This window comes from Gottfriedia luciferensis (assembly GCF_001712755.1).
GTDB classification, from domain to species: Bacteria; Bacillota; Bacilli; order Bacillales; family Bacillaceae_G; genus Gottfriedia; species Gottfriedia luciferensis_B.
The window spans coordinates 47,718-60,606 of record NZ_MDKC01000015.1 but is presented as its reverse complement, the minus strand read 5'-3'; the positions used below and the strand labels follow the sequence as shown (position 1 = coordinate 60,606).

The 12,889-nt window shown below is 33.9% G+C and carries 8 protein-coding genes, 9 tRNA genes and 2 rRNA genes; all 19 read left to right on the top strand.

Translation table 11 applies throughout. The features are described 5' to 3' along the window. Window positions 1–117, top strand: a 23S ribosomal RNA gene (locus tag BED47_RS12475); the annotation flags it as partial. Between the two features lie 120 nt (window positions 118–237). Further along, window positions 238–353: ribosomal RNA gene (gene rrf / locus BED47_RS12470) — 5S ribosomal RNA — on the top strand. An 11-nt stretch (window positions 354–364) separates the two neighbouring features. Next, window positions 365–439: transfer RNA gene (locus BED47_RS12465), tRNA-Asn, on the top strand. A 13-nt stretch (window positions 440–452) separates the two neighbouring features. Continuing rightward, window positions 453–525 (top strand) — tRNA-Thr (locus tag BED47_RS12460). A 16-nt stretch (window positions 526–541) separates the two neighbouring features. Continuing rightward, window positions 542–616: transfer RNA gene (locus tag BED47_RS12455), tRNA-Glu, on the top strand. Window positions 617–626: 10 nt separating this feature from the next. Beyond that, window positions 627–702, top strand: a tRNA-Val gene (locus BED47_RS12450). 18 nt (window positions 703–720) lie between these two features. Further along, window positions 721–805: transfer RNA gene (locus BED47_RS12445), tRNA-Tyr, on the top strand. Between the two features lie 8 nt (window positions 806–813). After that, window positions 814–888: transfer RNA gene (locus BED47_RS12440), tRNA-Gln, on the top strand. A 27-nt stretch (window positions 889–915) separates the two neighbouring features. Continuing rightward, window positions 916–988 (top strand) — tRNA-Lys (locus tag BED47_RS12435). 16 nt (window positions 989–1,004) lie between these two features. Continuing rightward, window positions 1,005–1,076: transfer RNA gene (locus BED47_RS12430), tRNA-Gly, on the top strand. A 25-nt stretch (window positions 1,077–1,101) separates the two neighbouring features. Beyond that, window positions 1,102–1,177, top strand: a tRNA-Ala gene (locus BED47_RS12425). Window positions 1,178–1,417: 240 nt separating this feature from the next. Further along, window positions 1,418–2,317, top strand: coding sequence for an arginase (gene rocF / locus BED47_RS12420; protein ID WP_084006898.1), 900 nt, complete (start codon window positions 1,418–1,420; stop codon window positions 2,315–2,317). 653 nt (window positions 2,318–2,970) lie between these two features. Next, window positions 2,971–3,789 (top strand): diadenylate cyclase CdaA, encoded by an 819-nt coding sequence (gene cdaA, locus BED47_RS12415; RefSeq protein WP_025671686.1) that lies wholly within the window; start codon window positions 2,971–2,973, stop codon window positions 3,787–3,789. Further along, window positions 3,782–5,074, top strand: coding sequence for a CdaR family protein (locus BED47_RS12410; RefSeq protein WP_069033930.1), 1,293 nt, complete (start codon window positions 3,782–3,784; stop codon window positions 5,072–5,074). The genes cdaA and BED47_RS12410 overlap by 8 nt, the downstream gene beginning before the upstream one ends. A 13-nt stretch (window positions 5,075–5,087) precedes the next feature. Next, complete coding sequence (gene glmM, locus BED47_RS12405) at window positions 5,088–6,431, top strand: phosphoglucosamine mutase (RefSeq protein WP_025671688.1); 1,344 nt, start codon at window positions 5,088–5,090, stop codon at window positions 6,429–6,431. A 535-nt stretch (window positions 6,432–6,966) separates the two neighbouring features. After that, window positions 6,967–8,769 (top strand): glutamine--fructose-6-phosphate transaminase (isomerizing), encoded by a 1,803-nt coding sequence (glmS, locus tag BED47_RS12400; RefSeq protein ID WP_069033929.1) that lies wholly within the window; start codon window positions 6,967–6,969, stop codon window positions 8,767–8,769. Window positions 8,770–9,404: 635 nt separating this feature from the next. Then, entirely contained in the window at window positions 9,405–10,694 is a 1,290-nt protein-coding gene (locus tag BED47_RS12395; protein ID WP_175403495.1) for a spore germination protein, read from the top strand. A gap of 17 nt (window positions 10,695–10,711) precedes the next feature. Next, a complete protein-coding gene (locus tag BED47_RS12390) occupies window positions 10,712–11,797 on the top strand; it encodes a GerAB/ArcD/ProY family transporter (protein WP_069033927.1) in 1,086 nt (361 codons plus the stop codon). A gap of 14 nt (window positions 11,798–11,811) precedes the next feature. Then, window positions 11,812–12,882, top strand: coding sequence for a Ger(x)C family spore germination protein (locus BED47_RS12385; protein ID WP_069033926.1), 1,071 nt, complete (start codon window positions 11,812–11,814; stop codon window positions 12,880–12,882). Window positions 12,883–12,889: the final 7 nt, after the last annotated feature.

Genomic DNA, 12,889 nt, shown 5'->3' with positions numbered 1-12,889 from the left:
TTTCCCATAGCGTTAAGCTAGTAAGACCCCTGAGAGACGATCAGGTTGATAGGTCAGAGGTGGAAGCGTGGTGACACGTGGAGCTGACTGATACTAATCGGTCGAGGACTTAACTAACAAGTTTGATAATGACATTATCTAGTTTTGAAGGTACAAAAATTATTATAAAAAACTTCAAAAAGTTATTGACTTTTAAATGAAATTTGATATAATAATTAATGTCTTTAAGAAAATGAATCAAGTGATGATAGCGAAGAGGTCACACCCGTTCCCATACCGAACACGGCAGTTAAGCTCTTCAGCGTCGATGGTAGTTGGGGGTTTCCCCCTGTGAGAGTAGAACGTCGCTTGGTTTTAAGTTTATTCCGCAGTAGCTCAGTGGTAGAGCACTCGGCTGTTAACCGAGTGGTCGTAGGTTCGAACCCTACCTGCGGAGCCATTTTTAACTTAATGCTTCCATAGCTCAGCAGGCAGAGTACTTCCATGGTAAGGAAGAGGTCACCGGTTCGAGCCCGGTTGGAAGCTTAGGAAAAGTTGTACTGGCCCGTTGGTCAAGCGGTTAAGACACCGCCCTTTCACGGCGGTAACACGGGTTCGAGTCCCGTACGGGTCACCATTTATATTACGGAGGATTAGCTCAGCTGGGAGAGCACCTGCCTTACAAGCAGGGGGTCGGCGGTTCGAGCCCGTCATCCTCCACCATCTAATTTAATAAATACCGGAGGGGTAGCGAAGTGGCTAAACGCGGCGGACTGTAAATCCGCTCCCTGTGGGTTCGGCGGTTCGAATCCGTCCCCCTCCACCATTTATTGTTGGGCTATAGCCAAGCGGTAAGGCAACGGATTTTGATTCCGTCATGCCCTGGTTCGAATCCAGGTAGCCCAGCCATTTTTTTATTTTATCGTAATTTATTACGAGCCATTAGCTCAGTAGGTAGAGCATCTGACTTTTAATCAGAGGGTCGAAGGTTCGAATCCTTCATGGCTCACTCTTTTTTTTTATGTGCGGAAGTAGTTCAGTGGTAGAATACAACCTTGCCAAGGTTGGGGTCGCGGGTTCGAACCCCGTCTTCCGCTTCATTCGCATATATTTTTATACAGTGGGGCCTTAGCTCAGCTGGGAGAGCGCCTGCCTTGCACGCAGGAGGTCAGCGGTTCGATCCCGCTAGGCTCCACCAATATACATAAAGTTAAACCTTAGTCATTTGACTAAGGTTTTTTGTTGTATATAATCATATGATATAGCAATTAATAAGCTCAAAATGCATATGTATACAAAAAAATGTCGAGTTGACCCATTTGTTTCAAAAGATTTAAACTATTAATATAATTAATAACTTTAACAGTCAAAAAATTATATTTTTTCAAAAACAAGTAAGCGTTTTCTTTTATGAAATCAGTCGATGGGGGAAATAAAAATGTTAAAAGATATTTCGATTATTGGAGTACCATTAGATTTAGGACAAACTAGACGTGGGGTAGATATGGGGCCAAGTGCAATTAGATATGCACAGTTGCACGAACGTATTGAAAGAATGTCTTATCAGGTAGAAGACTTAGGAGATATTTTAGTAGAACGTACACCAGTTAAAGAAGATAATTCAGAACATAATTTAAAGAACTTAAAATCTGTAAAAGATACATGTGAAAAGCTTGCTGCTGAAGTTGATGAAGTTATTAAAAGAAACAGAATGCCACTAGTACTTGGCGGTGATCATAGTATTGCAATCGGTACATTAGCAGGCGTATCAAAACATTATAATAATCTTGGATTAATTTGGTTTGATGCACATGGAGATTTAAATACTGCTGAAACATCTCCTTCTGGTAATATTCATGGTATGTCTTTAGCTGTTTCATTAGGTCATGGTCACGACTTATTAACGAAAATAGGTGGTTACTTCCCTAAAGTAAAACCAGAGAACGTAATCATTATTGGTGCACGTGATCTTGATGAAGGCGAAAGAGCAATTATTAAAGAATTAGGAATTAAAGTTTATACAATGCATGAAATTGATAAATTAGGAATGACAAAAGTAATGGAAGAAAGCATTGACCACTTAAAAGGGTGTGACGGTGTACACTTATCATTAGATCTTGACGGTCTAGATCCAATTCACGTTCCTGGAGTGGGCACACCTGTACCTGGAGGAATCACTTATAGAGAAGGCCACTTAGCAATGGAAATGCTATCTGATGCTGATATTATTACTTCAATTGAATTCGTAGAAGTTAATCCAATCTTAGACGAAAGAAATAGAACAGCAATCGTAGCCGTTGCATTAATAGGCTCATTATTAGGTGAGAAATTACTTTAATTTTTAAATAAAATTCAAACGGTCAATATGGATAAAGTTAAAAATATTATGCTAATTTTTAGTAAACAAATTAAAATGATTGCTTATAAATTAATGTTCGATCTTAATTGGCCAACAAACTGATTAATAAAAAGCTGTTAGATTACACTAAGTAAAGGCTATTTGATTAGGTTTTTATAACAAACTTATTTCGATGAATAAGTTGATTGGAATGGAAGGATGCTCGACTCCTATGGGATAAGCGGGAAGCCTGAGACCCCACAGGCGCGCCGAGGAGGCTCAGGTCACGCCCCATGGAAAGCGAGCATCCTGTAATGCAAATCAACATCATTTTACTCCTTTACGAAAATTTGTTATTTAATTGACAAGGTTGTTTTTCAACAGCGTGAAGCTAGCATTTGCTAGCTTTTTTTTTATCAAAAAAATATGGAAAACTGTTTTTCAAAAACTTTAAAATCAAATAAGAATGGTTGGTCATTCTCCTATTAATATAAAGAGCCAATATATATAATTCTGTAATTTTGTTTAATATAACTAAAATAGTCGTTAAAGTATTGTTAATATAATTAATAACTCACAATTTTTGTGTATTGCAAAAATATGGTATAATACTCAAGATACAGTTTTATTCTAGAGAATTTGGAGGGTAAAAGATGCCTTCTTTACATATAAATTTTTTACAGTATTTACAGAATGGATTAGACATACTAATAGTTTGGTTTGTTATTTATAGATTAATTATCATTATTCAAGGGACAAAGGCAGTCCAACTCCTAAAAGGTGTTACAATCATTATCGTTGTAAAAGTATTAAGCAGCCTATTTGGCTTGCATACTCTACAATTCTTAATGGATCAAGCATTAACATGGGGATTCTTGGCGGTTATTATTATCTTTCAACCAGAATTAAGGAGAGCACTAGAACAGCTTGGACGTGGCCGTTTCTTCTCTAGAACGACTGGTAATGGGATTAATGACCGAAATGATATTGTTGAAAACATTGCAAAAGCCACTGAATACATGGCTAAACGAAGAATAGGTGCACTTATTTCTTTTGAGAGACAAACAGGAATGGGTGACTACATAGAGTCCGGTATACGTATGAATGCTAATTTATCATCAGAGTTATTGATTAATATCTTTATACCAAATACACCACTACATGATGGAGCTGTAATTATACAAGGTGAAAAGATTACGGCAGCAGCTTGTTATTTGCCTCTGTCTGAGAGTGCATTTATTTCAAAGGAATTAGGAACCAGACATCGAGCTGCAGTTGGAATCAGTGAAGTTACTGACAGTATTACGATTGTAGTTTCCGAGGAAACAGGTGCGGTTTCAGTTGCAAGGAACGGAAATCTATACAGGGAGTTATCAAAAGACGAGCTTATAAATTTATTAAATACTGAACTAAAATCACCAGAAGAGTCCACTACATCTAAATGGAATTGGAAGGTGAAACGTAATGGATAATTTTATGGATAATCGTTGGATATTAAGAGGAATCGCTTTATTAGTAACATTATTACTTTTTATGTCTGTCAATCTAGTCCCACAATCAAGTTCATCGGGCTTAGGAGACATACCGTTTGTTAATAATAAAGAATTAGTGCGAGATGTACCAGTAACTCCTATTTATGATCAGCACAATCTAATTGCAACTGGGATTCCAAAGAATGTTTCAGTGCAATTAGATGGACCCAATAGTATTGTAAAAACAGCTGAGATGAAGAAGGATTTTGAAGTATATTTGGATTTAACTTCGTATGCTTTAGGTACATATGAAGTTCCTTTAAAAATTAGAAATATTTCAGATAAAATAAAAGCAACTATTAAACCAAGAACAGTTAGAGTAACAATTAATGAAAAAATTGAAAAAAATGTTTCAGTTAAAGTTGTTTATCTAAATGAAAAAAAGATTAAACATGGTTATAAGGCAGAGAATGCAATTGTTAAACCAGGTTTAGTTACAATAGTAGGATCAAGATATGATGTATCACAAGTGGCATATGCAAGTGTTGGTGTGGATGTTACTGATGCGAATCAGACATTTAGTCAGGTGCTACCTGTTCGATTATACAATAAAAAAGGTGTTCAACTTCCGTTCATTACAAGTCCAAGAAAAGTTGAAGTAACTGTCCCTATTGTTTCGGAAAGTGCTAGCTTCCCGATTAAGTTAGTGCAAACAGGAACACTTAAGGATGGTTTAAAACTAAGTAGTCTTGCTAGTGATGTTAATGCAGTAAGAATTTATGCGTCAAAAGATTGGTTGGACAAGTTTAATGGACCAATAGAAGTGCCAGTTGACATATCTTCATTTAATCAAAGTGGTACATATGAAGTAAATGTACCTACTCCAAATGGAGCATTTAGAGTTGACTCAAGCACGATTAATGTAAACGTTAATTTTGATCAAGAAATGGAAAAGAAATTTAGTAATATCCCAATTAATTTAGTGGGTGAAAATAATCAATTTGAATATAAGTTTACTAAGCCCCCTTTAGGAAAAGTAGTAGTTACTGCTAAAGGATTTAAGAAAGACTTGGATGCGATTAATCCAAGCGATTTAAATATTACAGCAAAAGTTAATGGACTAGAACCAGGAACTAGAGATGTAGCGCTTACTATTACCGGCCCAAAAGGAGCTATATATAGTTTAGATTTTGATACAATAACGATTGAAATTACTGATAAAAAATCATCTGCTCAAACTGATGAAAATGAGAATTCAGGCGATGTAGGACAGTCATCGAATTAGAAGGAGAGTTAAAATGGGTAAATATTTTGGTACTGATGGTGTACGAGGAGTTGCGAATAAAGAGTTAACTCCTGAATTAGCATATAAAATTGGACGCTGTGGCGGTTATGTTTTAACAAAAAATAATGTCAAACCTAAAATTATAGTTGGGCGTGACACACGTGTATCTGGACATATGCTTGAAGGAGCACTAGTTGCAGGTTTATTATCAATTGGTGCTGAAGTTATGAGATTAGGTGTTATTTCTACTCCAGGTGTTGCCTATTTAACAAAAGCACTAGGAGCACAAGCGGGTGTTATGATTTCAGCTTCGCATAATCCTGTTGCAGATAATGGAATTAAGTTTTTTGGTCCAGACGGTTTTAAACTGTTGGATGAGCAAGAAGATGAAATTGAAGAATTAATGGATGCAGAAGTTGATCGTCTACCAAGACCAACTGGAAATGATTTATGTCAAGTTAGCGATTATTTTGAAGGTGGGCAAAAATACCTACAATTCCTTAAAAACACAATTGACGAAGATTTCTCAGGCTTATTAGTTGCTCTAGATTGTGCACATGGTGCCACTTCTTCATTAGCGCCATATTTATTCGCAGATTTAGAAGCAGATATTGTTACAATGGGAACAAATCCTAATGGATTTAATATAAATGATGGTGTAGGTTCTACACATCCTGAAGCTTTAGCAGCTCTTGTGAAGGAAAAAGGTGCTGACATCGGTTTATCATTCGATGGAGATGGAGATCGTCTAATCGCAATCGATGAAAATGGTGAAATCGTTGATGGTGACCAAATAATGTATATTTGTGCAAAATATTTAAATGAAAAAGGTCGTCTAAAACAAAACACAATTGTATCAACTGTTATGAGTAACTTAGGCTTCTACAAAGCAGTAGAAACAAATGGAATGAAAAGTGCAGTTACAGGTGTTGGAGACCGTTATGTAATGGAAGAGATGAGAAAGAATGGGTTCAATCTAGGTGGCGAGCAATCTGGTCACATCATCTTTTTAGATCATATTACGACTGGTGATGGTATGTTAAGTGCGATTCAGCTCGTTAGTATTGTTAAAGAAACAGGTAAAACTTTATCACAATTAGCTGGAGAAATGAAAAAGTATCCACAATTATTAATTAATGTTCGTGTTACAGATAAAAATGAAGCACTTAATAACGAACGCATTAAAGCAATCATTTCAGAGGTAGAAGAAGAAATGAACGGCAATGGTCGTATTTTAGTTCGTCCTTCTGGTACTGAGCCACTTATTCGTGTAATGGCTGAGGCTCCTTCTGAGGCAGAATGTAAACAATATGTGGAACGTATTGTTGCTGTTGTAAAAGAAGAAGTTGGAGAATAATATAAATTAAAAAAATATGCATTGATGAGCACTTTTGTGTAAGTCTATGCATATTTTTGTTATATACAGCTATTCTATAACTTTTTTTCAACATATTTTTGTTGACCAGTTTTAATACAGTATAGTATAGTTGTTTTATTGTTTTCCTAACAGGGAAGGAGTATAGAAATAATAAAGTATTAAAAAAGCGCCAGAACTACACTAGACGTGAATGTGTAGTTGACGAGGTGGAGTTTTATCGAAGTTTCGGCGGATGACTCCCGGTTGCTGTATCACAACCGAAATTATTTATGTAAAACACATGGGTGACTGTGTGCACAAACGTAAATAATCTGATACACCGTTTAAAACAAAAAAATGAACTCGCTAATGAGCGGAATATGAAAGGTAGGTGGATATTGCTTGTAAGTCCTCTACCATTATTAAACATGACGAGGGAATAGAAAATTAAATAGTTAAACGGTTAGGAAAACAGCGTTCCATTCCTATACATTTTGTATGTCTTGTTTTAGGACTTACTAAGCAATAGTTAATTATGTGTGGAATCGTTGGATATATTGGAAATGATAATGCGAAAGAAATTTTATTAAAAGGTTTAGAGAAATTAGAGTATCGTGGATACGATTCTGCTGGGATTTCTCTTTTAACTGACAATGGTGTAGAAGTTTATAAAGAAAAAGGTAGAATTGCAGTATTACGTAAATCAATCCCTACAAAAGCGGACGGAAACGTTGGAATTGGTCATACAAGATGGGCAACACATGGTGCTCCAAGTAAACGAAATGCGCATCCTCACCAAAGCTCTACTGAACGTTTTACACTTGTTCATAACGGCGTTATCGAGAACGATGTACAATTAAAAAACGATTATTTAAATGATATTGATTTTACAAGTGATACAGATACTGAAGTAATTGTTCAGTTAGTAGAACTTCATATTAAAAAAGGTTTATCTGTGCTTGATGCTTTTAGAGAAACACTTAAGCTTCTTAAAGGTTCTTATGCAATTGCATTATTAGATAAACAAGACGATGACGTAATTTATGTAGCAAAAAATAAAAGTCCATTACTAGTTGGTGTTGGTGAAGAGTTTAATGTTATTGCATCTGATGCGATGGCAATGTTACAAATTACTGATCAATTTATTGAATTAATGGATAAAGAGGTTATTTTAGTTACTAAAGATCGTGTTCAATTAATGGATCTTAACGGAAATATTAAAGAACGTTCTCCGTATACTGCAGAAATTGATGCTAGCGATATCGAAAAAGGAACTTATCCTCATTTCATGTTAAAAGAAACAGATGAGCAACCTTTAGTAATCCGTAATATTATCCAAAAGTACCAAGATGAAAATGGCGAGCTTGTAATCGACGCAGAAATTAAAGCGGCTTTAGCAGAAGCTGACAGATTATATATTGTTGCTTGTGGAACTAGTTATCATGCTGGTCTTGTTGGAAAACAGTTTATTGAAAAAATGGCGGGAGTACCTGTAGAAGTACATGTTGCAAGTGAATTCTCTTACAATATGCCACTGCTTTCAGAAAAACCATTATTCATTTATATTTCACAAAGCGGTGAAACTGCTGATAGTAGAGCATGTCTAGTACAAACAAATAAATTAGGTCATAAAGCAATTACACTTACAAACGTTCCAGGATCAACATTATCACGTGAGGCTGATTTCACTCTTCCTTTACACGCAGGTCCTGAAATCGCAGTTGCATCAACGAAAGCTTACACTGCACAATTAGCAGTACTTGCAATTGTTGCAAATGCTCTTGCAAAAGAAAAAGGAAAATCAGTTAACTTTAACCTAGTTAAAGAACTTGGAATTGTAGCAAATGCAATGGAATCAATTACAAACCAAAAAGAAGAGTTTGAAAAAATTGCTACAGAATATTTAGCTACAACTCGTAATGCATTCTTCATCGGTCGTAACGTAGATTACTTCGTTTGCTTAGAAGGCGCATTAAAACTAAAAGAAATTTCTTACATCCAAGCAGAAGGATTTGCTGGTGGAGAGTTAAAACACGGTACAATTGCTCTAATCGAAGAAGGGACTCCAATCTTCGCATTAGCAACACAAGAATCAGTAAACTTAAACATTCGTGGAAATGTAAAAGAGGTTGTTGCTCGTGGTGCTAACCCTTGTATCATTTCTATGGAAGGATTAAATATGGAAGGCGATCGCTTCATTTTACCAAGAGTACAAGAAGAATTATCTCCAATCCTTTCAGTCGTACCATTACAATTAATTTCTTACTATGCTGCTTTACATCGTGGTTGTGATGTTGATAAACCACGTAATCTTGCAAAATCAGTTACTGTTGAATAATAAAATTAGTAATCTCAAAGTTTATTAAAAAACAGATTTGAAAATAAAAACTGAGCAGGGAGTGTAAAAAGATGACCAAATTTAACGATGAAAATATCATCCCTACAAAAGACGATTTTCACGTTAGTGAAGTTGATGAGCGTGTTGTAATAAGAAAACCAATTAAATAACTTTAAATTTAAAATACAGGGGACTAGTGGTGATAACCATTAGTCCTTTTTTATTTTGAACATGATAATACATACAAGCAGCAAAAATTTAACAAAACTAAGAATAAAACTAGAACAAGCAATCCATCTTAAGAATATGGGAAAATTCGCATTTAAATACTGAGCAGGAGTGAAAAATGATGATAAAAGTTTACGATGAAAACTTCATTCCAACAAAAGATGACTTTCATGTTAGTGAAGTTGATGAGCGTGTTGTAATAAGAAAACCAAATCAGGTTGAACTTTAATAGAAAAGAGGCTAAGTTGAAATCTAAATTTTCAGCAGCCTCTTTTTTGTTTCTTCCGTAAATTATCGAACAAAGTGATGATATTTAAAAAAATTGTTTTTTATACACGTTTTTCTTATTGCCAATATTTACGAATATCCACATGATATTCGTACAAATTAATAAAGAGGTGATGTATATGAAGTTTAAATCAATTCAAAATAACATTGATTTTCAAAAACGTAGCCTAAAAAAATATAATAAAACGATCACTCTTTACTATTTAAATTCAGTATGTGATGGGAATAAAATTACTGAACTTCTTATTACACCTTTTTATGAATATGAATCATTTGTTTTATATAAAAACTACCTTAAAACATTAAATAATTGGGAGATCGTTTCCGAAGAATCAGTCATGGTTGAAAAGATTCTAAACGGAAATATTATTATAAATTTAGATGAAATAAACTACTCAATTATGATCAGCGAATTTAGTGCAAGTTCTGTTGGAGTGTCGACCGAAGAAAATGTGTTACAAGGACCAAAGGACGGATTAAATGAAAAAATTGATGTATCTTTAAACTTGATTCGTAATCGGTATAGAAAGAGTACTTTAAAGGTTGAAAACTATATTGTAGGAAATTTATCAAAAACTAAAGTACTTGTGTTATATGATGAGAACTTAGTAGATGGTAATGTATACAAACATCTCATAGAAAAAGTTAAAGGGATAACAATTGATGTATTACAATCCTGCGGTCAACTTCAAAAAATATTAATTAATAATAAGTGGAGTTTATTTCCTCTATTTCTAACTACTGAGCGGCCAGATCGAGTCGTATTTAATCTATCAACTGGAAAGATAATTTTACTTGTTGAGGGAACGCCATGGGCGCTAATTGGACCTGCGACTTTCGCCGACTTCTTTAAATCGATGGATGATACGGTGGAACTAACGTTAGTGTCGAAGTTTTTTATTTCAATCCGTTATATAGCTTTAATGATTACAGTGTTTTTACCAGCTATTTATGTCGCAGTTATTTCTTATTCTCCAGAAGTTTTACAAGTCCAATTCGCCTTACTCGTTGCCGGAAGTAGAATGTCAGTGCCGTTTCCTTCTTATATTGAAATTCTTTTTCTCATGTTAATGGCAGAATTTTTAATAGAAGCAAGTTTGAGATTACCTAAATCAATTAGTTCTACAGCTACTACTGTAGGGGGGCTAATTTTAGGGCAAACTGCATCACAGGCAGGTCTAGTAGCAGACATCATGATTATCGTTGTTTCATTAGTTGCCATCTCTTTATTTAGTATTCCAATTAATGCGATGCATCAAGCAATTAGAATTGTTCGATATCCGATTATACTATTTGCCTCATTGTTTGGGATGATTGGCGTTATAGTAGGTACACTAGCTATACTTTGCCATTTATGTAATTTAAGAAGCTTAGGAAAACCTTATTTGACACTTTTTAATAAAAATTAAATAATGGGGTGCATTTTTTGCTAGGGAAAAGATATATTACATACCTATTTTATTTAAATACGGTTATTAGCATAACTGCATTTGGGCCACAAATATTGTATAGGAATAGTTTAGATGGAAGTATTACAAGTATTGGTTTGGCCATTATAGTAGGTGGCTTTTTTATTTATATTTTACAAAAGTTATTTAGTAAATTTCCTGAACAAAATATTAGTCAAATCATAAAAAATGTAGTTCCCGACTGGTGTCGAAAATGCTACATAATTTATAGCTTAATTTTTTGGTACTTGACGGGTGCATTATTTATTATTGCGTTAATTCACGTTGTAAATATATTTATCAATCCAAATACCCCTATCTTAATAACTTATATTGTATTTCTCTTAGTAATAATTTTTGCGATTTTACTAAAAACAGAATCATTATTATACGTTACAGAAATACTCGTAATACTTCATATTCCAATTGTTTTATTTGTGCTTATAAGATTTTTGACTGATCGTTTTGTTGTAGTCGATTCCCTTTACCAATCTATTAACTATTTCAAACATCTACCAAAAATTAGTGCGTTCACCGCTGCCCTATTTGTCTTTACGGGATTCTCTAATTTAATTATTTTTAATGAAAAAATAAATTTAAATTTTATAACCAAAAAATTTCTTCTTTGGATTTTTCTATGTGGGATGTTTATAATCTGCAGTAATTATTTAATACCAATCGGATACTTAGGCTTAAACGGTGTTAGGAAAGAAGTGTTTGTTTGGTTAACGACAGTTGATAGTATGCATTTTGACTATTTGATAGTAGAGAGGGTTATTTACATTCTACTGTTTGGCCAAATCATTATTTCATTAATATATATCATACTTAGCTGGCATACCTCATTAGAGCTTTTTAAAACTCTCAATTTAAGTTATGGAGGATCTTATAAATGGTTATTAATTTCCTTCTTTATCTGTTTAACTACAGTTATTCAACTTCTAATAAGAGAAACAGATTTAGTAAAATATTTTACTTTGTATTTCAATTTAAATGCTATCTCAAACTTCTTATTAATCATTTCGTTATTGTATGCGTCTATAAAAAAAAGGAACGTTATTTAAGTCTTAGCTTTTTTATGATTGGTGCAACGCTCCTATTATCTGGATGTACCTTTAAAGATATTGATAAGAGAGCATTCGTAACATCTATTGGAATTGATCAATCTGAGGATCCTCAAAAAAAATATAAAGTGATGATTAAAGTAGCAATTCCTAATGGAGATCCGAAAATACCAAAATCAGAATTTCTTATACTCACAGCAAATACTGACTCGATTTCAGAAGGTCTTAACTTAATGAAATCACAGATTGATAAGGAATTGGTTTATGGACATAGTAGTGCGATTGTGATTGGAGAAAAATTAGCTAAAAGTAATATACAACCGCTATTAGAGTTTTTTGTAAGAAGACCGGATATTCAAATGACGTCTTATTTAAGCGTTGCTAAACCGAATGCATTTGAAGTGCTTAACTTTAAACCTATACAAGAACAAGTATCAGGCGGTGTTTTAAAATCATATTTTGATTTTAGTAGAACTGAATCGCCATACATAGATTCAGTTTGTCTTTTCGACGCATATAGGAGAGAAACAGAAGACGGAATAGACATCGTTATGCCTATTATTGAATCAAATAAAAAAGATTTATTAGTAGACCGAATAGCATTATTTGATAAGAGTAAAATGATTATGGACCTCAGTCCAAGTGAATCAGAAACTTATCGACTTTTAACGACTGGAATTTACGATGAAAGCTTAAAGGTCAAAAACAAGAAAGTTATGTTTGTAATGAATTTAGAAAAAGGAAAGGCAAATTACAAATTAAAACATCAAAATAAAAATATTGTTGCCAATTATACGATTAAGGTGAGAGCGGTTATAGAAGAAAAGATTGATGACCTTGATTCGATCAAAGAAAGTGACATACCAAAACTTAATAAGCAATTGGAAGATAAAATAAGTGCAGAGACTAAAGCTTTACTAATTAAAATAAAAGAAAAAGACATTGATCCAATCGGTTTTGGTTTAAGATACTTATCTAGGAATAGCGAAAATAGAAATTTATCATTATGGAACAAAAAGTACGATAGCCTAGCCTTTAAGATTAAGTCTGAAGTGAAAATTAAAGGGACCGGATTAATCAAATAATTTTAAA

What these genes read in the sequence shown, in the direction of transcription:
- rocF (WP_084006898.1), top strand. Translation starts at nt 1,418, where the DNA reads ATGTTAAAAGATATTTCGATTATTGGAGTACCATTAGATTTAGGACAA.
- cdaA (WP_025671686.1), top strand. Translation starts at nt 2,971, where the DNA reads ATGCCTTCTTTACATATAAATTTTTTACAGTATTTACAGAATGGATTA.
- BED47_RS12410 (WP_069033930.1), top strand. Translation starts at nt 3,782, where the DNA reads ATGGATAATTTTATGGATAATCGTTGGATATTAAGAGGAATCGCTTTA.
- glmM (WP_025671688.1), top strand. Translation starts at nt 5,088, where the DNA reads ATGGGTAAATATTTTGGTACTGATGGTGTACGAGGAGTTGCGAATAAA.
- glmS (WP_069033929.1), top strand. Translation starts at nt 6,967, where the DNA reads ATGTGTGGAATCGTTGGATATATTGGAAATGATAATGCGAAAGAAATT.
- BED47_RS12395 (WP_175403495.1), top strand. Translation starts at nt 9,405, where the DNA reads ATGAAGTTTAAATCAATTCAAAATAACATTGATTTTCAAAAACGTAGC.
- BED47_RS12385 (WP_069033926.1), top strand. Translation starts at nt 11,812, where the DNA reads ATGATTGGTGCAACGCTCCTATTATCTGGATGTACCTTTAAAGATATT.